The organism is Janibacter sp. GXQ6167 (assembly GCF_041365945.1).
GTDB lineage: Bacteria > Actinomycetota > Actinomycetes > Actinomycetales > Dermatophilaceae > JBGFSK01.
Window position 1 is genome coordinate 186,052 of sequence record NZ_JBGFSK010000003.1, and the last position, 19,289, is coordinate 205,340.

General features: G+C 68.5%; 20 protein-coding genes and 1 riboswitch. Of the genes, 4 read left to right on the top strand and 16 right to left on the bottom strand.

Going from position 1 to position 19,289, the window contains the following annotated elements; genetic code table 11:
- Positions 1-37: 37 nt before the first annotated feature.
- Positions 38-150, bottom strand: a riboswitch (SAM riboswitch).
- A 68-nt stretch (positions 151-218) separates the two neighbouring features.
- Both AB8K43_RS05840 and AB8K43_RS05845 read right to left on the bottom strand, forming a co-directional pair.
- Positions 219-623, bottom strand: coding sequence for a hypothetical protein (locus tag AB8K43_RS05840; RefSeq protein WP_370892410.1), 405 nt, complete (start codon positions 621-623; stop codon positions 219-221).
- On the bottom strand, positions 616-978 hold the full coding sequence (locus tag AB8K43_RS05845; RefSeq protein ID WP_370892412.1) for a hypothetical protein: 363 nt from the start codon (positions 976-978) through the stop codon (positions 616-618). Before AB8K43_RS05845 ends, AB8K43_RS05840 begins: the two co-directional genes overlap by 8 nt.
- 52 nt (positions 979-1,030) lie before the next feature.
- Between AB8K43_RS05845 and AB8K43_RS05850 the strand changes: the two genes are divergently transcribed.
- Positions 1,031-2,551: a carboxyl transferase domain-containing protein gene (locus AB8K43_RS05850; RefSeq protein ID WP_370892414.1), complete on the top strand. Its 1,521-nt coding sequence runs from the start codon at positions 1,031-1,033 to the stop codon at positions 2,549-2,551.
- Here AB8K43_RS05850 and AB8K43_RS05855 read toward each other — a convergent pair.
- Positions 2,548-2,973, bottom strand: coding sequence for a hypothetical protein (locus tag AB8K43_RS05855; protein ID WP_370892416.1), 426 nt, complete (start codon positions 2,971-2,973; stop codon positions 2,548-2,550). The genes AB8K43_RS05850 and AB8K43_RS05855 overlap by 4 nt on opposite strands.
- 121 nt (positions 2,974-3,094) lie before the next feature.
- Here AB8K43_RS05855 and AB8K43_RS05860 point away from each other — a divergent pair, with 121 nt between their 5' ends.
- A complete protein-coding gene (locus tag AB8K43_RS05860; RefSeq protein ID WP_370892417.1) occupies positions 3,095-4,468 on the top strand; it encodes an L-serine ammonia-lyase in 1,374 nt (457 codons plus the stop codon).
- Positions 4,469-4,508: 40 nt separating this feature from the next.
- Here AB8K43_RS05860 and AB8K43_RS05865 read toward each other — a convergent pair whose 3' ends face one another.
- The 6 genes from AB8K43_RS05865 to AB8K43_RS05890 all read right to left on the bottom strand — a co-directional run bounded on the left by AB8K43_RS05865 (position 4,509) and on the right by AB8K43_RS05890 (position 11,774).
- Complete coding sequence (locus AB8K43_RS05865; protein ID WP_370892419.1) at positions 4,509-5,843, bottom strand: DUF2510 domain-containing protein; 1,335 nt, start codon at positions 5,841-5,843, stop codon at positions 4,509-4,511.
- A 114-nt stretch (positions 5,844-5,957) separates the two neighbouring features.
- Positions 5,958-6,161 (bottom strand): DUF4177 domain-containing protein, encoded by a 204-nt coding sequence (locus AB8K43_RS05870; RefSeq protein ID WP_370892421.1) that lies wholly within the window; start codon positions 6,159-6,161, stop codon positions 5,958-5,960.
- 72 nt (positions 6,162-6,233) lie between these two features.
- A complete protein-coding gene (locus AB8K43_RS05875) occupies positions 6,234-7,043 on the bottom strand; it encodes an LLM class F420-dependent oxidoreductase (protein ID WP_370892423.1) in 810 nt (269 codons plus the stop codon).
- A gap of 550 nt (positions 7,044-7,593) precedes the next feature.
- Positions 7,594-10,512 carry a vitamin B12-dependent ribonucleotide reductase gene (locus AB8K43_RS05880; RefSeq protein WP_370892425.1) on the bottom strand — a complete coding sequence of 973 codons (2,919 nt, stop codon included), beginning with the start codon at positions 10,510-10,512 and terminating at the stop codon, positions 7,594-7,596.
- Positions 10,513-10,598: 86 nt separating this feature from the next.
- Positions 10,599-11,090 (bottom strand): transcriptional regulator NrdR, encoded by a 492-nt coding sequence (gene nrdR / locus AB8K43_RS05885; protein WP_370892427.1) that lies wholly within the window; start codon positions 11,088-11,090, stop codon positions 10,599-10,601.
- A 261-nt stretch (positions 11,091-11,351) separates the two neighbouring features.
- The gene (locus AB8K43_RS05890) at positions 11,352-11,774 is read right to left on the bottom strand and encodes a LysM peptidoglycan-binding domain-containing protein (protein ID WP_370892429.1); all 423 of its coding nucleotides are present in this window, start codon (positions 11,772-11,774) and stop codon (positions 11,352-11,354) included.
- Between the two features lie 203 nt (positions 11,775-11,977).
- On the opposite strand from AB8K43_RS05890, the gene lexA reads away from it, so the two are divergent.
- Positions 11,978-12,736, top strand: coding sequence for a transcriptional repressor LexA (gene lexA, locus AB8K43_RS05895; RefSeq protein WP_370892431.1), 759 nt, complete (start codon positions 11,978-11,980; stop codon positions 12,734-12,736).
- Between the two features lie 25 nt (positions 12,737-12,761).
- On the opposite strand, the gene AB8K43_RS05900 is transcribed toward lexA, so the two are convergent.
- Both AB8K43_RS05900 and AB8K43_RS05905 read right to left on the bottom strand, forming a co-directional pair.
- Positions 12,762-13,355: a class I SAM-dependent methyltransferase gene (locus tag AB8K43_RS05900; RefSeq protein WP_370892433.1), complete on the bottom strand. Its 594-nt coding sequence runs from the start codon at positions 13,353-13,355 to the stop codon at positions 12,762-12,764.
- A gap of 21 nt (positions 13,356-13,376) precedes the next feature.
- Positions 13,377-14,255, bottom strand: a complete 879-nt coding sequence (locus AB8K43_RS05905; protein ID WP_370892435.1) for a Sir2 family NAD-dependent protein deacetylase — start codon at positions 14,253-14,255, stop codon at positions 13,377-13,379.
- A 68-nt stretch (positions 14,256-14,323) separates the two neighbouring features.
- Here AB8K43_RS05905 and AB8K43_RS05910 point away from each other — a divergent pair, with 68 nt between their 5' ends.
- Positions 14,324-15,247 (top strand): LysR family transcriptional regulator, encoded by a 924-nt coding sequence (locus AB8K43_RS05910; protein ID WP_370892437.1) that lies wholly within the window; start codon positions 14,324-14,326, stop codon positions 15,245-15,247.
- Here the strand turns inward: AB8K43_RS05910 and AB8K43_RS05915 are convergent.
- The 5 genes from AB8K43_RS05915 to AB8K43_RS05935 all read right to left on the bottom strand — a co-directional run.
- On the bottom strand, positions 15,166-15,819 hold the full coding sequence (locus AB8K43_RS05915; RefSeq protein WP_370892439.1) for a class I SAM-dependent methyltransferase: 654 nt from the start codon (positions 15,817-15,819) through the stop codon (positions 15,166-15,168). The two genes, AB8K43_RS05910 and AB8K43_RS05915, sit on opposite strands and share 82 nt — an antisense overlap.
- Complete coding sequence (locus AB8K43_RS05920) at positions 15,819-16,082, bottom strand: metal-sensitive transcriptional regulator (RefSeq protein ID WP_370892441.1); 264 nt, start codon at positions 16,080-16,082, stop codon at positions 15,819-15,821. Before AB8K43_RS05920 ends, AB8K43_RS05915 begins: the two co-directional genes overlap by 1 nt.
- Positions 16,083-16,155: 73 nt before the next feature.
- Positions 16,156-16,335, bottom strand: a complete 180-nt coding sequence (locus AB8K43_RS05925) for a hypothetical protein (RefSeq protein ID WP_370892443.1) — start codon at positions 16,333-16,335, stop codon at positions 16,156-16,158.
- Between the two features lie 65 nt (positions 16,336-16,400).
- Positions 16,401-18,809 (bottom strand): DNA internalization-related competence protein ComEC/Rec2, encoded by a 2,409-nt coding sequence (locus AB8K43_RS05930; RefSeq protein ID WP_370892444.1) that lies wholly within the window; start codon positions 18,807-18,809, stop codon positions 16,401-16,403.
- The coding region (locus AB8K43_RS05935) for a helix-hairpin-helix domain-containing protein (protein WP_370892446.1) at positions 18,806-19,289 on the bottom strand (484 nt) is incomplete at its 5' end. The genes AB8K43_RS05930 and AB8K43_RS05935, both read right to left, overlap by 4 nt.

Sequence of the window (19,289 nt, forward strand, 5' to 3'; positions counted from 1 at the left end):
CGGGGGCCCGCGCACGGTGCGGGAGTCAGCCAAGTACTGCCCGCGCTTGCGGGCCCACCTCGGGCCCGCCTGGTCTTCCCCCGGGGCACCCCACCGCGGTAGGAGGGTTGCCGGTCAGCGAGCCGGGACTTGGCGCTGACACTCTTGACCTGGGTCAGACCTTACGTCGCGTCGATCGGGTCGGCGAAACCCGGTCTCTCATCGCGGACAGGTCCGCGCTATCCCCGGCGGGTGCGCGCCAGCCACCACAGGCCGACGAAGGGCAAGACGAGCGGGACGAACCCGTAGCCCGAGCCGAAGTGGGACCAGACGGTCTTATCGGGGAAGAGGTCGGGCGCGAGATAGGACAGGGTGCCGACGACGAGCACCCCGACCGCTTCGATCCCGACGGCGGTCGTCGCAACCCGGCGCGCCCAGGGCGCGGTCGAGGCGAGCGCGACGGTCGCGACGAGGTAGATCACCGCGGCGAGCGCCGAGAGGATGTAGGCAAGGGGTGCCCGCTCGAACGCGGTGGTGAGCTGCAAGATCGACCGCCCGGTCGCGGCGAGCGCGAGGACCGCGTAGCAGACCACGATGATTCGGCCCGGGCCGGATCCGGTCGGGCGGGGCGTGGGCTCAGGCATAGGTCTGCCAGATCTGCAGGATGCGGTAGGTCATCACCGCGACGGTAAACGCTCCCGCGAGCACGACCGCCATCGACCACCGGCTCTTTTCCTTGATCGTGAGGAAGAGCACTGCCGGCGGGACGATCGGCAGGGTCAGGGCGTAAGCGACCATCGTCGCCCGCTCCTCGCTCGAGGACATCCCTCCGGTCGTCACGACCGAGGCGATGGCCTGCACGATCAGCAGGACCGCGACGACGGCTCCGACGAGGAGGAGTCGGTCGTCGACGAGACGGTTACGGAGCAGATACCAGGCGGTGAGCGCCGCGAGCACTGCGGTGGCGATCAGCACGATCGTGGTCAACGGCACAAGCACGCCCGCCAGGGTACTTGCCCGCCACTTCGCGCCGACTGGCACCATCGAGGTCATGGCCGAACGCATGGGATCCCGAGCCCTCATCGACACCGTCGTCGACTCCGACAGCTTCGTCTCCTGGGACGCCCCCGTGCCCACCGATCAGCTCTCGGCGGACTACCGGGCGGCCCTTGCGAAGGCGAGCGAACGGGCGGGGACCGACGAGGCGGTGATCACCGGGCGCGCCACGATTGAGGGGCAGAGCGTGGCGCTTGTGGTCGGGGAGTTCGCCTTCCTCGGTGGCTCGATCGGTCGAGGGACGGCCGCTCGGATCGTCGCGGCGATCCGGCGGGCCACCGCCGAGCGCCTCCCCTTGATTGCCGCCACCGCCTCGGGCGGGACGCGCATGCAGGAGGGCACTCCCGCCTTCGTCACGATGGTCGATATCTCCGCTGCGATCGTCGCCCATAAGGCCGCGGGTCTGCCCTACCTCGTCTACCTACGCCACCCCACGACCGGTGGCGTCTTCGCCTCCTGGGGCTCCCTCGGCCACATCACGATCGCCGAGCCGGGCGCGCTCGTCGGGTTCCTCGGCCCCGTCGTCTACGAGACCGTCCATGGCGAACCCTTCCCCGAGGGCGTCCAACTCGCCGAGAACCTCGTCGACAAGGGGATCATCGACGCCGCGGTGCCGGTCGATCAGCTCGCGGGGATCGCTGCGCGTGCCCTGCGAGTGCTGAGCGCCAACGCCGAGGCGTACGCCCACCCGACCCCCGCCGCCGTCGCGGATGTGGACGCAGCGACCTGGGAGGTCACCCCCTTCTCGTCCTCCCCCGAACCGAGCGAAGAGGAGATCGCCGAGGTCTGGTCCTCGATCGAGCTCACCCGGCGCGCCGACCGTCCGGGGGTGCGCGAGCTCCTGCGCTACGCCGCCGACGATGTGATCCCGCTCAACGGCACCGGCCACGGCGAGTCCGACGCCGGGCTGCTGCTCGCGCTCGCGTCCTTCGAGGGCGAGGGGTGTGTCGTCGTCGGGCAGGACCGGCGCTATCAGGTCGAACAGTCCATGGGCCCGGCAGCCTTGCGGGAGGCGCGCCGGGGCATGCGGATTGCGAGCGAACTCGGGCTCCCCCTCGTGACGGTCATCGACACGCCCGGCGCGGATCTGTCCCCGCGGGCCGAAGAGGGTGCTCTCGCGGGTGAGATCGCCCGCTCGCTCGCCGATATGACCTCGCTCGCGATCCCGAGCGTTTCGGTTCTGCTCGGCCAGGGCACCGGCGGCGGCGCGCTGGCGCTGCTCCCTGCACGTCGGGTCATCGCCGCCGAGCATGGGTGGCTCTCCCCCCTTCCGCCGGAGGGGGCGAGCGCGATCCTCTATCGCGACACCGACCATGCGGCGCTGCTCGCGACCCGGCAGCGGGTCTCCGCCCAGCACATGGCCGCCGACGGGACGGTAGATCACATCGTCGCCGAGTCGATCCCGGCCCATGAGGACCCGGAAGGTTTCGCCCGCGCAATCGGGGCAGCGATCGCCGAGCAGGTGCGCGAACTCGGGGGCGAGCCCTCCCGCGAAGGGACGCCGCTCGCGCGTTAGGCCGCGACGTCGTGGCGGGGCAACTCGGTCACCCCATCGCAGGTCACGAGATAGGCGGCGAGGAGCGGCACCCCCTGGTCCCGACAGAACTCGATCGCGCCCTGGTGCCAGGTGCGCTCGGCGTCCGTCGGCACCGTCCCATGCGGTCGTCCGAGCCCCAACACCACGGCCCCGACCGGGAGCCCGAGTTCGCCCAGCGCGAGGTCGAAGAAGGAGCGGCACGCGTGCGGTGGTGTATCCCTGAAGAATCCCGCGCCCGCCATGGGTTGGAGCATCGTGAGATCGGGACGGCAGAAGATCGCGCACACCGCATGATTGATCCGGTCGCTCTCGCGCATGACCAGGTCCACCACATCGGCGGCGACAGCGGTGTCGCTCAGCGCCCGCGTCGGCCAGTCGGAGGGCAGGTCGTGAAAGCTCATGTCCTCAAGCGTGACGGAACGTCACACGGGCCCCCGGAGTTATCCACAGCGCACTCGAGAGCGCGGGGTAATGTGACCCGCGACACGATCACCGCTTCGCCGCAAGGAGGCTGCACCCACCGTGGCTCTTTCCGTCTTCGACCTGTTCTCGATCGGCATCGGACCGTCGAGTTCGCACACGGTCGGGCCGATGCGCGCTGCCGTCACCTTCGCGCAGACCCTCAAAGACGAGGGTGCCCTGCCGTCGGTCGAGCGGGTGTACGCGCAGCTCTTCGGCAGTCTGGGCGCCACGGGTCACGGGCACGGATCAAACACCGCGGTGCTGTTAGGGCTCACCGGTGAACGCCCCGAAGAGTGCGATCCGCGCACCGTCGCTGGGCAACTGGAAGCGATTCGCGCCGACGGGCGCCTGCGCCTCCTCGGCGAGCACGAAATCGCCTTCGACGAGGACCGCGATCTCGTCCTCCACCGGCGCGCGACGCTGCCGCTGCACCCGAATGGCATGACCTTCACCGCCTACGACGCGGCCGGTGAGGTGCTCTCCGAGCACACGTACTACTCGGTTGGTGGTGGCTTCGTCGTCGGTGAGGATGCGAGCGGATCCACCCGGATCGTCGCCGACACCACCCCGGTCCCCCACCACTTCACCACCGGCGACGGCCTCCTCGAGCTCTGCGCCGAAACCGGCAAATCGATCTCGGCGCTCATGCTTGAGAACGAAACCGCCTGGCGCCCCGAGGAGCAGGTCCGCGAGGAACTGCTTCACATCTGGTCGGTCATGAAGGAATGCATCGACAATGGCCTGAAGACCGAAGGGGTGCTCCCCGGCGGACTCAAGGTCAAGCGGCGGGCGCCCGGCCTCTACCGCCGCCTCCGGGCGGAATCGGCGAGCGACGACCCCCTTCGCGGGATGGATTGGCTGACCCTCTATGCCCTCGCCGTCAACGAGGAGAACGCCGCTGGCGGCCGGGTCGTCACCGCACCAACCAACGGCGCGGCGGGAATCATCCCGGCCGTCTTGCGCTACTACATCGATTTTGTGCCGGGCGCGGATGACGATGGGATTGTCTGTTTCCTGCTCACCGCCGCCGCGATCGGCGTCGTGTACAAGGAAAATGCCTCGATCTCCGGCGCCGAGGTGGGCTGTCAGGGCGAGGTCGGATCGGCCTGCTCGATGGCGGCAGGAGCGATGGCTGCCGTCCTCGGTGGGAGCCCCGCTCAGGTCGAAAACGCCGCCGAGATCGGGATGGAGCACAACCTCGGACTCACCTGCGACCCGGTCGGGGGGCTGGTGCAGATCCCGTGCATCGAGCGCAATGCCGTCGCCTCGGTCAAGGCGATCACCGCGGCGCGGACCGCCCTTCGCGGCGATGGGTCGCACGTTGTCTCCCTGGACAAGGTCGTGAAGACCATGCGCGACACCGGGCGCGACATGAAGGTCAAGTACAAGGAAACCGCTCGCGGCGGCCTCGCCGTCAACGTCATCGAGTGCTAACCCTCGTCCGGGCCAGCACTCGATGACGCGTCGGTGAGGCTCACTTCCGCTTGGTGAGCGACCACTTCCCTTCCGCGGTGACGATCAGGTAGGTCGTCCCCTTCTGCACCGTCGTGGTGCCCTCGTACGCCTTGTACTCCGAGAGCAGACGGTCCGGGAAACGGTCATCGGGGTGGACGGCCACGACCTCAAACGAGCCCATCCGGGCATCGCCCGGGTCGTAGGCCGCGCGCACATCGGAGGAGTCGCCGCTCCACTTCAGCACCTTGCTGCCGGTCCCCTTGGCCATCGTGCCGAAGTCGGGGACCGTCGAGATGCTCTTGAAGGTCACCGACCACTTGCCCGTCGTCTGAATGCTGATCCGGGTCGCCTCGTCGCTGTACCCGCCGAGGTTGAAGGGGACCACGTCGTTGGTCTTGCCGATCTTGTTGACGTAGAGGCCCGTCGTCTGGCCGTCGTTATCGCGGCCGTGGACCACGAAGTTGCTGTCCCCCTCGTACGCGGCTTCGATCAGGCCAACAGTGGAGTTCGGGGGCAGGTTGACCACGGCGTCGTTTTCGCCCTCGATCTTCTTGTCCCAGTCGCCCGCGTAGACCCGTCCGGGCAGGGAGCTCGACGTCTCGCTCCCGGGGGTCGTGGTCGGGCTGGTTGGCTCCGTCGTCGTCGTTGGCGCCGTGGTGGGCTGCGTGGTCGACGAGGTCGTCGTGGAGGTGTCGCTCGCCGTCGGCTGCTCGTCGTCGCCCCCGCTAAAGGCCCACACCGCGAGCCCGGCGATCATGGCGATGATGACGACCGCGGCGACACCGATGGCGATCGGGAGGGCCTTGCTCTTACCACCTGGACCATCCGGCGACTGGGCCGGACCGCCTGGTTGGCCAGAAGCGCCCGGTGCCCCCGGCCCGCCATAGCCGCCGTAGCCGCCGCCATAGGAGTTGTCCGTGCCAGGGGCCGCCCCGTAGGACCCCGAGTCCTGCTGGCCGTACGAGCCGTGCTGTCCGCTTTCGGTGGACGAGCCGTAGCCGTATGAAGCGCCGGCGGCCTCCTGCCACCTCGCGTCATCGCTGGCCCGGTCGGCGTTCGGGCGAACCTGGGTCGACTCGTCAACGGGTTGCTCGGCCGAGCCCTCCTCGGACGCCGGACGCTCATAGACCGCGGTGGGCTCTGCGCCCTGCGTCGCGGCCGACTCGCCCTCACCGGTGCTGCCAGCCTGCTCACCGCTCCCGGCGACTCCGGCCGCGTGATCATTCGCCTGCTGAGGCGGACCGAAGTCGGCGGGCATCGGCTGACGATGCTCGGTCCAGGCTGCTCCGTCCCAATATCGAATCTGCCCGTGCTGCTCCGGGTCCGGGTACCACCCTGCGGCCCACTGGTTCATTTAGAGGTCCTCCCCCTCGATTTTTCGCCGTTCTCGGAACGCGCTGACCTTATCGCGCGGGCAGCAGCGGACCATATGGGGAGGATTACCCGTGCCGCGTTCGCCCCAGCGGGTTCAGCCCACCGGACGCTCGAAGGTGACGAGAAGCCCCTCGGTCCCCCCAGGCCCGAGCCGGCCCTTGACATCGGCGGACGTGATCGCCTTGACCTGCCACCCCTTCGCGGCCTCGGCGTTCATCACCTTCTCCAGCTTGTCGGCGCTCATCTTCGAGCCGATCATGCCTTCACGGACCTGCACCACTCGGTACTCATATCGCATGCTGATCGAGGCTAGCCCGATCGCTTCGACCTGCGAAGGGGGTAAGCGCCGCCCCGTCGACCTCGCCCCCGGCTACCCGCCGTTGAGCTCGTCGCGCCAGCGCAGCCAGGGCGTGATGGCCTCGAGGTCGTACTCAGGTCCCGAGATGCCCGTGGTGAAGAGGCGAGCACCAAGGTCGTAGAGCGGCCGCCCTTCGACCTCCGGAGCATCCGGTGAGAGCCCGTCTCGGCCTCGGCCGCCCACGCCCACCGAAATCTCGATCTCGCCGACGTCCCGCCCGGCGTTATCGCAGTGACCGCGCAGGACCTCGAGTTTGGTCGCCATCTCCTCGGGACCGGCGAAGCTGTGCCAGATATCGGCGTGCTCGGCGACGAAGCGCAGCGTCTTCTTCACTCCCCCGCCGCCGATCAGCATCGGGATGCGGCGGGTGGGTGGCGGGTTGAGTTTTGCCAGACGCGAGGTCATCAGCGGGATGGCCTCGCCAAGATCGTCCAATCGGCTGCCGACGGTCCCGAACTCGTAGCCGTACTCGTCGTAGTCGCGCTCAAACCACCCCGACCCGAGGCCAAGGATCAGCCGGCCGTCACTGATGTGGTCGATCGTGCGGGCCATATCGGCGAGCAGCTGCGGGTTCCGGTACGAGTTGCAGGTGACCAGGGCCCCGATCTCGACGCGCGACGTCTGCTCGGCCCAGGCGCCGAGCATGGTCCAGCACTCGAAGTGCGCCCCGTCCGGGTCGCCGTAGAGCGGGTAGAAGTGGTCCCAGTTGAAGATGACGTCGACGCCAAGGTCCTGGGCGCGCATCACGGCGTCGCGCATCTGCTGGTAGGTGGCGTGCTGCGGCTGCAATTGCACACCGATCCGCACCGGACGCTCGTTCATCGTGACTCCTCGCGGTTGGGTCGTGGCCGCCCGCGGCCGTGCGAGCACCCGCCTCCGAGGCTAGCCCTCTGCCGTCCCCCGGGGCGTTGCTGAGCCCTGGTCTCGACATTCCCCGAAACCCCCAAACCCCCGAACCTCCAGACCCCCGCCGAACCTGGCACCACGGAGCCTCGCGCCTGACACCGTCCCAAAGCCCCCCACCCTCGTCCCCGTCCCCGGAACTTCCGACAATCCCGCGAACTTCCACGAGAAAACCGGAGTTTCACGGGACGAACGACGAAGGGCGCGAGTCTCCCCAGGTCCCCGAAATCTCCACCATTCCCGGAGCCCCGCCCCCGTCCCTGGAACTTCCGATCATCCCGCGAACTTCCACGAGAAAACCGGAGTTTCGCGGGACGAACGACGAAGGGCGCGAGTCTCCCCCGTCCCTGGAACTTCCGATCATCCCGCGAACTTCCACGAGAAAATCGGAGTTTCGCGGGACCAACGACGAAGGGCGCGGGGCCCCGACCCTATTGGTCGGCGCCCCGCGCCCTTCGCGCGGCCGTGATCAGCTGCAGCCGGAGGTGCTACCGCAGCCTTCGCAGACGTAGCAGCTGCCAGCGGGGCGCATCTTGGTCCCGCAGGTCATGCACATCGGTGCGTCAGCGGTCTTGCCCTGGAAGCGCTCGAGGAGATCGGCCGAGGAGTGCACCTCGTCGCTCACCTCGCGAGCCGAGGCCGCGCCAGCACCCGAGGTGACCTCGGCGGCGTGGTCGACCGACGCGGACTTGGTGGCACCGGCCTTGGTCGAGGCGCCGACGCCCTGGCTGAAGCTCTCGATCTCGTCCTCGATGGCCTCGGCGTCGTCATCGACGGTCGCCGGAGCGTACGAACCGGTCTCGAGCTGGCGAGCGCGCTCCTCGGCAGTGTGGATCCCCATGAAGCTGCGGGTCTCGAAGTCCATGTAGTCCAGAGCCAGGCGGCGGAAGACGTAGTCGACGAGCGACTGACCCATCCGCACATCCGGGTCGTCGGTCATGCCGGCCGGCTCGAAGCGCATGTTGGAGAACTTCTCGACGAAGGTCTCGAGCGGCACGCCGTACTGCAGCGCTACCGAGATCGCGATCGAGAAGGCATCCATGACGCCGGCGAGGGTCGAGCCCTGCTTACCGAACTTCAAGAAGACCTCGCCGAGGCGACCGTCGTCGTAGGTCCCGGCGGTCAGGTAGCCCTCGGCGCCACCAATGGCGAAGGAGGTGGTGCGCGAGTCGCGGCGCTTCGGGAGGCGCTCACGGGTCGGGCGGTAGACGATCTTTTCGACCGTCTCGGTGATGGTCTCGGCCGCCTGCGCCGACGCCTTCTCATCCTTGGAGCTCGAGCCACCATCGGAGAGGGGCTGGCCGACCTTGCAGTTGTCGCGGTAGACGGCCAGTGCCTTGAGCCCGAGCTTCCACCCTTCGCGGTAGACCTCTTCGATCTCCTCGACGCTCGCGCGCTCGGGCAGGTTCACGGTCTTGGAGATCGCGCCGGAGAGGAAGGGCTGGACCGCGGCCATCATCCGCACGTGACCCATCGGCGAGATCGCACGCTGACCCATCGCGGTGTCGAAGACCTCGTAGTGCTCGGTCTTCAGGCCCGGGGCGTCGACGACGTGACCCTTGTCGGCGATGTACTCGACGATCGCCTCGATGGTCTCCTCGGTGTACCCGAGCTTCTTCAGCGCGCGAGGGATCGTGAGGTTCACGATCTGCATCGAGCCGCCACCGACGAGTTTCTTGAACTTCACCAGCGAGAAGTCCGGCTCGATCCCGGTGGTGTCGCAGTCCATCATGAAGCCGATGGTGCCGGTGGGCGCGAGCACCGAGGCCTGCGCGTTACGGAAGCCGTCCTTGGCGCCGGTCTTGACGACCGCGTCCCAGGCCTTGGTCGCCGCCGCGTGGATCTCGTGGTCCATCGAACCGACGGTGCGAAGGGCGTCATTGGCGGCCTGGTGCTTGCGCATCACGCGCTGGTGCGCGTCGGCGTTGCGGGCGTACCCGGCGTACGGGCCGACGACACCGGCGAGTTCGGCGGAACGCTTGTAGGCGGCGCCGGTCAGCAACGAGGTGATCGACGCGGCGAGGGCCCGGCCACCGGCCGAGTCGTAGCCGTGGCCGGTCGCCATCAGCAGGGCACCGAGGTTCGCGTACCCAATCCCGAGCTGGCGGTAGTCGCGGGTCGTCTCCCCGATCGACTCGGTCGGGAAGTCGGCGAAGCAGATCGAGATGTCCATCGCGGTGATGACCAACTCTGCGACCTTCTGGAAGGTGGCGGTGTCGAAGGTGTCGTCCTCGCGCAGGAACTTCAGCAGGTTGAGCGACGCCAGGTTGCACGAAGAGTTATCGAGCGACATGTACTCCGAGCACGGGTTGCTCGCGGTGATCCGCCCGGTCTCGGGGTTGGTGTGCCAGTCGTTGATCGTGTCGTCGTACTGGATGCCCGGGTCCGCACACTCCCAGGCGGCGGTCGCGATCTTGGTCATCAGCTCGCGAGCGTCGACGCTCTCGATGACCTCGCCGGTCATCCGCGAGCGGAGCCCAAACTCCGTGCCGTCCTCGACGGCCTGCATGAACTCGTCGGTGACGCGCACCGAGTTGTTCGCGTTTTGGTACTGGACCGAGACGATGTCCTTACCGCCCAAGTCCATGTCGAAGCCCGCGTCGCGCAGGGCGCGGATCTTGTCCTCTTCGCGCGCCTTGGTCTCGACGAACTCCTCGATATCGGGGTGGTCGACGTCGAGGACGACCATCTTCGCCGCGCGGCGGGTCGCGCCACCGGACTTGATGGTGCCTGCGGACGCGTCGGCGCCGCGCATGAACGACACGGGACCGGAGGCGGTACCACCGGAGGAGAGCAACTCCTTCGAGGAGCGGATCCGCGAGAGGTTCAGGCCGGCGCCAGAGCCGCCCTTGAAGATGAAACCCTCCTCCTTGTACCAGTTAAGAATCGAGTCCATCGAGTCATCGACCGAGAGGATGAAGCAGGCGCTCACCTGCTGCGGGCTCTTGGTACCGACGTTGAACCACACGGGCGAGTTGAAGCTAAAGACCTGGTGCAGCAGGGCGTAGGTGAGCTCGTGCTCGAAGATCTCGGCGTCGGTGTCGGTCGCGAAGTAGCCGTGGTCCTTGCCGGCCTTGACGTAGGTGAGCACCACCCGGTCGATCAGCTGCTTCAGACCCGTCTCGCGGGCCTCGGTCCCGAGCGCGCCGCGGAAGTACTTGGTCGTCACGATCGTGGAGGCGTTGATCGACCAGAAGTCGGGGAACTCGACGCCCTTCTGCTCAAAGATCGTCTCACCGGTGCGCCAGTTCTGCTGGACGACATCACGCTTTTCCCAGGTGACCTGGTCGTAGGGGTGCACGCCTTCGGTCGTGAAGATGCGCTCGACGGTGATGCCCCGTCGGCGCGGCGTGCGCCTCGCTCCGGTCTTGCCCGCGGTTTCGGTCATGTGACGTCTCTCCTGCTCGTGTGTGTCGCTATGGGTGGTAGCTGTGGTGAAGGTGGTGCGCTGGTGGTGATCGATCCGGCCGCGGCCTATGAGGACGCCCGCCCGATCGGAGAGGGTTCGACCCCGTCGGCCGCGCGCTCGGCGCGCAGGATCGTGATCGCGGCCTCAAAGTCCTCGAGGGACTCAAAGGCCTGATAAACGCTGGCGAAGCGCAAGTACGCGACCTCATCCAGCTCTCGAAGGGGGGTGAGGATCGCCATCCCCACCTCGTGGGCCTCGATCTCGGCATTGCCTTGACTGCGAATCGTCTCCTCGACCCGCTGGGCCAACAGAGCCAACTGGTCATCGGTGACTGGACGGCCCTGGCAGGCCTTGCGAACACCGACCAGAATCTTCGTCCGATCGAAGGGCTCGCTCGCACCGGAGCGCTTGACCACGGTCAAACTGGCCGTCTCGACCGTCGTGAAGCGACGACCGCAGCTCGGGCACTGACGCCGGCGCCGGATCGCTCCGCCGTCATCGGCCGTGCGTGAGTCGATGACCCGAGAATCGGTGTGCCGACAAAACGGACAGTGCATGACCGATAGCCCCCTTCGCTCCCGATCGGCTCGAACAATGTGGATACGGGCCGCCGATCCGGTGGATGACGCTGGGGACGGGCCGCTGATGGTGTGGAGAACCTGTGCATCACGGGCCACTAGATGTGGATGAACTACATCGCTGTAACCACTAGATGTAGTGCCTATTGAACATCGTTGACCCACGCGGCGCAAGCCCCTTCGCGGTCCGACGGCGTGTCGCGCGGCGCTCCGGGCGACACACCCCGCCGTCGGGCGGCCCTAGCGCCCCGGGATCTGCAGGCTCTGACCCGCATGCACCTCGGTCGAGGCGAGCCGGTTGTGCCGCTGAATCAACACGACGGCATTGGCCACCGGGACACCCGGGAGCTCGCGGGCGGCGATTTCGGAAAGCGTCTGACCAGCCTGCACGGTCACCGTCCCCACGGTCACCGGCTCGCTAGCCCCGCCGAAGGGGGCAATCGCCAGGGTCAGGGCGAACACCGCCGCGACCACCAGGCCGATCAGGACGCGCCCGCGGCGGGTGAGCACAAGACGCGACGGGTGGGACTCGCGCACGGGGACCTGGGCGCCGGTCGGGACCGAGACGAGGTGCCGCTGGGGATGGGCGGGGCGCACAGGGGCGCGACGATCCGGCGCCGGGCGGGTGGCGCGGGCGGGAACGGCGATCGGCGACAGCGTCATGGAGTCCTCCTCGAGCCCGTTCGAACCGGTGTTCGAGCGAACGTATGTACGATGTGTAGCACGGGTGTTCGAACAATCGCAAGACACACCTCGAACAGGTGTTTGAATCAGGCGTTCGATCGCCGGTACTGTGAGTGACACGAAGACCAGGCAATCAGCGAGCACCGACAACGCTCGTTCGGCACCAACGAAGGGGACCTTCCATGGGACGCAAAGACCGCGAATCAGGCGAGAACGCCGGCGCGGACAACGTGCGCGCACTCCCCGAGCGGGATAACGGGCGCGGCCTCACGGCGCGTCAAGCCCGCGTCCTTGAGGTGATCCGGCATGCCGTCCTGAGCCGCGGCTTCCCACCCAGCGTGCGGGAGATCGGTGATGCCGTCGGGCTCGCGAGCCCGAGCTCGGTCTCGCACCAGCTCGCCGCTTTGGAAAACAAGGGCTACATCCGCCGGGACCCCAATCGGCCGCGCGCGATCGAGATCGTCTCCCCTCAGGAGCCTCGCCCGATTGACCTGCACGGGTACCGCGGCGGCGCCGACCCCAGCGATGCCCCCTTCGACGAGACCGGCATCGGCGACGATCGGCCCGAGGCGTCCTACGTCCCCGTGCTTGGGCAGATCGCCGCGGGCGTGCCGATCACCGCCGAAGAGAGCGTCGAAGATGTCTTCCCCCTCCCCCGCCAGATCGTCGGCGAGGGGTCCCTCTTCCTGCTCAAGGTCGTCGGTGACTCGATGATCGACGCGGCGATCTGCGATGGGGACTGGGTCGTGGTGCGCCAGCAGCCGACCGCCGACAACGGCGATATCGTCGCTGCGCTGCTCGATGACGAGGCGACGGTCAAGACCTTCAAGCGGCGTGACGGGCACGTCTGGTTGCTCCCGCACAACCCCGCCTTCGACCCGATCGATGGCGACCACGCGACGATTCTCGGCAAGGTCACCGCCGTCCTGCGCAGTATCTAAGCGACGAGAAGGGGGCGCCGAGCCGCTACGACGACCACCAGGTCGCGGTAAAAGTGGCCGACCACGGCCGCCCGTGGATCACGGCGTCGTCCGGTAAGAGCCGAGCGAACTCGCGGCGCGAGAGCAGGCGGGTGAACTCCTGACGGCTCGCCGACCACGCCGGTGACCAATGCCGAAAGAGCGCCGAGGTGTGCGACTCGACCGGGAACCATCGGTTCGGTGTCGTGATGACCCAGCCCCGACCGACTCGGGTCTGCTCCGCAACGAAGCGCGCCTGGTCGGCCTCATCGCCGACATGTTCGATCACGGCGTTGGCGAGGACCATGTCCACTGCGCGCTCGGCGACGGGGAGGTGCCTGCCGTCCGCGACGAAGAAAGGCCATTCGACCCCGCGACGGTCGGCGATATCGGTCGAGGCCACCAGGTCGGCGTGCTCGGTGATCCGGCGCTCGACGATTCCCTCGTTGCGAGAGGTGATGGTGCTCGAGCCCACCAGTAGGACGGTGCGCACCTCGTGCTGGCGCATGAAGTCGGCGATCAGACGAGCCTTGCGCTCTCGGTTGCGCACGCTGTACGCCAGCACCAGCCTGCGCATGACCGACCTGGGGAACCCCTTCATGGCGGCCACCCTAGTCGGGCCCTACCCCAGGTCGTAGGCGACTTCGGCGAGAAGGGAGATGAGCTCACCATCGAGACCGTGCGTCGCGAGCGCGTCGCCACGCGTCGGGCCACGGGTGATGATGACGACCGGGATGCCGCGCTGCGCGGCGCGGCGCACGAAGCGCAAGCCGGACATCACCTGCAGGCTCGAGCCCAGGACCAGGAGGCTCGGTGCGCGGTCGGTCAAGGCGTAGCACCGCTCGACGATCTCGCGATCGACGGCTCCCCCGAAGAAGACGACATCGGGCTTGAGGGTGTCCGCTCCGCACGCGGCGCAGACGGGCGCGACGAAGCGCTCGACGTCGATGGCCTCCAACGAGATATCACCATCGGGTCGGATCTCATCGCTCACGACATCGAAATCGGGGTTCCGCGCAGCCATTTGCTCGTCGAGATCCGTCCGAGTGCTGCGGTCGCCGCACGTGAGACAGATGACGCCAGCGAGGCTGCCGTGCAGTTCGACGACGCCGCTCGTCCCCGCCGCCTGGTGAAGGCCATCGACGTTTTGGGTGATGACCGCCCCGATCGCGCCGCGCTCTTGCAGGGTCGTGACGAGCCGGTGGGCGTCGTTGGGCTCGGCCGCTCGGAAGCGCCGCCACCCGACGAAACTGCGCGCCCAATAGCGTTGGCGCGCTTCGCTGCTCGCGACGAACTCGGACATATGCATCGGCGTGACCCGCCGCGTCCCATCGGGCCCGCGGTAGTCGGGGATCCCCGAGTTGGTCGACATCCCGGCTCCGCTCAGCACCAGCGCCGGGCCGCGGCGGAGGACCTGGGCGACCTCGTCGGGGCTTGAGTGCGGGCGCGGGGTGGCCGCGCCCTCCCTTCGCCCAGCTGGTGGGAACACTCCGGTCGTCATGACCGCCAGTATGCGCTGATCCGCCGCATTTCCCGATACCGATAACCACGCGTTATACCCTGGGGGACATGATCGACGCCGCAGGGCTGCGCGTGATGCGGGCCATCGCCGACGAGGGCAGCTTCACCGCTGCGGCCCTCGCGCTCGGCTACTCCCAGCCGGCGGTCTCGCAGATGGTCAAGCGCCTCGAGCAAAGGACCGGGACGGTCCTTGTCGAAAAGGTCGGGCGGAGCGTGCGTCTCACCGAGGCCGGCCAGGTCCTCGCCCGCCATGCCACCCCTGTCCTTGCCGCCCTCGACGCCGCCGAAGAGGAGGTCGCGGCGATCGCGGGGCTTCGCGCCGGCAGGGTCCGCTTGATGGCCTTCCCCTCGTCCTCGGTCACCCTCGTGCCCCGGGCCCTCGCGGCGGTGCGCGAGCGCTACCCGGACATCTCGGTGACCTTCACCGAAGCCGAGCCCCCCGAATCCCTCGCCGCCTTGCGCGCCGGGGAGTGCGACCTGGCGGTGGCCTTCTCCTACGACGGGCAGGACCTCGGCCGCGAAGAGGATCTCGAGGGACTCGTCGTGCATTCTCTGCGTGAAGAAGAGGTGCGCGTCGCCCTTCCCCGGACACACCCGCTGGCGCAGCACGAGAGCGTCGACCTCACCGAACTCACCGATGAGGACTGGATCGCGGGGTGCGCCCGATGTCGCGGTCACCTGTTATCGATCGCCGCCGCCTCGGGGTACTCCCCGCGGGTGGCCTTCGAGACCGAGGACTATGTCGCTGTCCAAGGGTTCGTCGCGGCCGGTCTCGGCGTCGCGTTGATCCCCGACCTCATCCGGGCGGCGACGCACAACCCCGACGTGGTGATCCGGCCGCTCAACCCGCCGTCCCGGCGTCACATCCACGTGGTGACGACGCCCGACCTTCAGCGGGTGCCAGCCGTCGCCGCGACCCTCGAAGCGCTCTGTGAGAGCGCGCGGGCGACCACGACCGTATCGAGCGCCTGACGCTCGCCCTGGTCGGTCGCGACCGATCGGTAGCGCATCTGCGAACTCACGACCTCGACCGGGAGCGGATCGAGGTCGGCGGCCACGGTCTCGGGGTCGCGCAGGAGGCGCGGATCCTGCGGCCCGCCCACCCCCTCGGCGAGATTGCGGCGCGCGTGACCGATGATGAGCAGCATCCCGACAGGCCGCAGGGCCGCTACGGCCGAGTCGAGAGCTGCACGCCAGGGCGCGTCCTCCAGGTGGAGATAACTCAGCAGGACGAGGTCAGCGTCCGATACCGGCGCCGGGGCGGTGGCATCGCCGACGACGGCGGCGAGCGATGAGCGGCGAGCACCGAGGCGAGCGTCCGCGAGTTTCGCCATGCGCTCTACCGCCACCGGCGAGAAATCGCTCGCGATGACCCGCCAACCCCGCTCGGCGAGCCAGAGGGCATGGCGCCCTTCGCCCGCCGCGACGTCGAGGGCCAGGCCAGGGGTGATTGGCGAGACGATCTGCTCGACCCAGGCGTTGGGTCCGGCCGACCAGACGAGGTCTGCCCCCTCGTACCGGGCATCCCAGTCCGAGGCGTCCATCAGGCGAGGGTGAGGAAGAGCTTTTCCATCTGTGCGAGGTCCACCTCTTGACCTTCCCGGCCTTCGACGAGGCACTCTCGCAGCCCGAGCGAGATGACCGCGAAGCCGGCACGATCCAGAGCCTTACTGACGGCCGCCAGCTGCGTTACGACGTCCTGACAGTCGCGGCCCTCCTCGATCATCTTCAGGATCCCGCCGATCTGCCCTTGGGCGCGCTTGAGGCGCTTGACGACGGCGTCCATCTGCTGCGGATCGAGTTGCACGGGAGGTCCTCCTCGCGGTGAGGCATTGATTGACATTGATGATACCCGTGCGGGTATCGAGGAGGTCGGGTGCTCAGCGCCCGAGGAGCTTGCTGAGGAACCCGCCACCGCCGGCGGCTTGCTTTTCGTCGGCGGTGTGGTTCCCCGGGCAGCGAGCCCCCTTCGGCACATTCGCCATGACCTGATCGACGTGCATGCCACACCCCGCCCAGGTCGTCTTACCGCACACCTTGCAGGCCACCGGTCGACACATTGCTCTTCCCTTCCCTGACGTACTTGGATACCCCCGAGGGTATCAGTTTCGTGGGCTGAAGGGGGTCACCACCGTGACGCCGAACCGACCACCGCGAGCCGATCACCCACAGCGATGATCGCGATGTCCCCTCGCTGGTCGGTACGCCAGACCGCGCTGCCCTCACGGGCAAGGAGCCGCAGCAGCGACGGAGCCGGGTGGCCATAGGAGTTATCGGCGCCCACGCTGATCACCGCGACCGGCGCGGCCAGCTGCTCGGCCAGCGCGGGATCGAGATTGGCCGACCCGTGATGCGCGACCTTCACCACGTCCAGCCCCCTCGCGCTGGCGAGCAGATCGGGATGGGACCGCAGGTGGCGCATGATGGCGCCCCCGGCTTCCCGCTCAATGTCACCGAGGAGGACCGCATCGAGCGGGCCGCTGCGCACGGCCAAGACGATGCTCGCGTTGTTGGGCACCGATCCACTGCTGATCGGTTGAGCCGGCCACCAGACGTCCGCCTCGACGCCTGCGAACCTCAGGTGGTCGCCGGCCACCACCTCGCTGACGGGGATCTGAGCGGCGGCCCCGAGCTGGCGGACCCGCAGCGCCTCAGAGACGGGTTCGGCCACCGGGGTGACGATGATCCGCTCGACCCGACGCCCATCGAGAATCCCCTCTAACCCCCCGACGTGATCGGCATGAAAGTGGGTGAGGATCACCGCCTCGACCTGCGTGACACCCAGGCGGCCGAGACAGCCGTCGACCGGCGCCGGTTCGGCGCCAGCGTCGATCACGACCGCGCGACCCCGGCCGGTTGCGAGCACCAGGGCATCGCCTTGCCCGACATCACAGGCGACCAGGAGCCATCCCTGGGGTGGCCAGGTGAAGGTGCGGGCCGGGACCGACCCCGCCGCGAGCACGACGATCACACCGAGAGCCACCACCGGCGCCGCACGGGCCCGATACATCAGCCACGGTCCGACGAGCAGCGCGAGGACCGTGAGGACCGCCAGCAGCCCCGCGCCGAAGGCCCCGTCGGGCCACGGCATCGTGCCGCCGGGGATCTGCGCGCAGGATCTCCCAATCCAGGCGATCCCGAGCGCCGGAAGGGCGGCAACCCAGGCCAGCCAGGACGCGAGCGCACTGCTCACGAGGGCGACGAGCGCGACGCTGATCCCGACGATGGTGGTCGGTGCGACGAGCGGCGCCGCCAGCACATTGGCCAGAACCGACACGGTCGAAACCGACCCCTGCAGCAAGACGATGACCGGAGCACACATCACCTGCGCGGCGAGGGGCACCGCGAGCACGGGAGCGGCCCACCGCACGCGCCGCGGTAGGTGTGTTCCAATGGCCTCGCTCCACGGCGCCACGAAGAGGAGCAGGCCGAGCGTGGCGAGGGTCGATAGCGCGAATCCGTACGAGCGCGCCAGCCACGGATCGAGCGTGAGCAGGGCGAGCACGGCGGCTGAGAGGACCGGCAGACCAATCGCCCGCCGCGACATCCCGAACCCGATAACGCCGATTGCCCCCATCGTCGCCGCCCGCGCGACGCTCGGCTCCGGTCGGGCCAGCAGGACGAACCAGGCCAGCACGACCAGCCCCACCACGGGCCGCCAACGACGACGCACGCCCACCACCTGACTGAGACCGAGCGCTGCCGCCAGGATGAGGCTGACATTGCTCCCCGAAACCGCCGACAGGTGGGTCAGCCCCGTGACCTGCATCGCGTCGGTGAGGTCCTGCGGGGTTTGGCTGGTATCGCCGATGACAAGGCCAGGCACGAGCCCCCGTGCGTCGGCGGGAAGGTGATCGACCGCGCGCCGCAGTCCCGCCCTCATGTGTTCGGTCGAAGCGAGAAGGGGGTGCGGCTCGCCTGGCCGCTGCGGCGGCCCCCGTGGCGCGAGGATCGCGAGGACCTCTTCGCCGGGCTCGGCCGGTGAGAGTCTGCCGGCGACCTTGACCTCATCGCGCCAGCGCAGGGTGGCCCAGTCGGCACCGGCACGCACCAGGACCGGGGTGTTGACGGTCCGCACTGTCCCCCGCGCGCTCACGCTGGTGAGCCGCAGGCGGAGCATCACCATCGGCTCATCCCGACCGGCCGGCCGTCGCACGATGGGTTCGGTCAGGACGACCCCCCGGGCCTGAATCGCGGCCCGGCTCTCGGCGAGGTCCGCGATGTCACCGAGCTCGCGAGCTGCGCCGTGCACTGTCGACGCCCCGAGGACCAAGGTGCTCGCGACCCCGGTCAACCCGATCAGCCCCGGCCAGCCTCGACCGCCGCGTCTCCAGCCGATCAGACCGACCACACCCGTTAGCGCAGCGCAGGCGGCCGCTACCCCACCACGCTGATGCACCGGCCATCCGAGAGCCAAGGCCCCGAGCGCCCACGCGACGATCGCGGGGATGAGGAGCCGCAGGTCGAGCCGACCGGGGACCTGCTCGACCTCGCTCGGCTCACCCCGGGAAGGATCGACGCCACGCCCGATCACACCCGGACCTTCGGTGCCAACTGGGCGAAGATCTTCTCCCCGATCCCGCTCACCGCGTTGAGATCTTCGACCGAGGCGAATCGACCGTTATCGGTGCGCCACTCGATGATGCGTTGCGCGAGCACGGGACCGACGCCCGGCAGGGTCTCCAAGGTGGCCTGATCGGCGGAGTTGAGGTCGACGAGTTGACCACCGCCCCCGGGGCCGACGCCGGACGCTCCCGGAGACTGCGGGGCCGGCGCGGCGGTGCCGGCTTCCCCCTCCTTCGGGACGATGATCTGCTCGCCATCGACGGCGAGGCGAGCCAAATTCACCTGCGCCAGATCGGCCTTAGTCGTCGCGCCTCCTGCAGCAGCAATCGCATCGTCGACCCGCGTACCAGCCCTTAACTCGATCACGCCCGGACGGCGGACCTGACCGACGACGTGCACGACAATCTTCGCGCTCGCCGGAGGCGGGGTCGGGGGGGGGGGGGGTTGG

Coding starts and splice junctions, on each gene's coding strand:
- AB8K43_RS05840 (WP_370892410.1), bottom strand. CDS start 623: ATGCCTGAGCCCACGCCCCGCCCGACCGGATCCGGCCCGGGCCGAATC.
- AB8K43_RS05850 (WP_370892414.1), top strand. CDS start 1,031: ATGGCCGAACGCATGGGATCCCGAGCCCTCATCGACACCGTCGTCGAC.
- AB8K43_RS05855 (WP_370892416.1), bottom strand. CDS start 2,973: ATGAGCTTTCACGACCTGCCCTCCGACTGGCCGACGCGGGCGCTGAGC.
- AB8K43_RS05865 (WP_370892419.1), bottom strand. CDS start 5,843: ATGAACCAGTGGGCCGCAGGGTGGTACCCGGACCCGGAGCAGCACGGG.
- AB8K43_RS05870 (WP_370892421.1), bottom strand. CDS start 6,161: ATGCGATATGAGTACCGAGTGGTGCAGGTCCGTGAAGGCATGATCGGC.
- AB8K43_RS05875 (WP_370892423.1), bottom strand. CDS start 7,043: ATGAACGAGCGTCCGGTGCGGATCGGTGTGCAATTGCAGCCGCAGCAC.
- AB8K43_RS05880 (WP_370892425.1), bottom strand. CDS start 10,512: ATGACCGAAACCGCGGGCAAGACCGGAGCGAGGCGCACGCCGCGCCGA.
- nrdR (WP_370892427.1), bottom strand. CDS start 11,090: ATGCACTGTCCGTTTTGTCGGCACACCGATTCTCGGGTCATCGACTCA.
- AB8K43_RS05890 (WP_370892429.1), bottom strand. CDS start 11,774: ATGACGCTGTCGCCGATCGCCGTTCCCGCCCGCGCCACCCGCCCGGCG.
- lexA (WP_370892431.1), top strand. CDS start 11,978: ATGGGACGCAAAGACCGCGAATCAGGCGAGAACGCCGGCGCGGACAAC.
- AB8K43_RS05900 (WP_370892433.1), bottom strand. CDS start 13,355: ATGAAGGGGTTCCCCAGGTCGGTCATGCGCAGGCTGGTGCTGGCGTAC.
- AB8K43_RS05905 (WP_370892435.1), bottom strand. CDS start 14,255: ATGACGACCGGAGTGTTCCCACCAGCTGGGCGAAGGGAGGGCGCGGCC.
- AB8K43_RS05910 (WP_370892437.1), top strand. CDS start 14,324: ATGATCGACGCCGCAGGGCTGCGCGTGATGCGGGCCATCGCCGACGAG.
- AB8K43_RS05915 (WP_370892439.1), bottom strand. CDS start 15,819: ATGGACGCCTCGGACTGGGATGCCCGGTACGAGGGGGCAGACCTCGTC.
- AB8K43_RS05925 (WP_370892443.1), bottom strand. CDS start 16,335: ATGTGTCGACCGGTGGCCTGCAAGGTGTGCGGTAAGACGACCTGGGCG.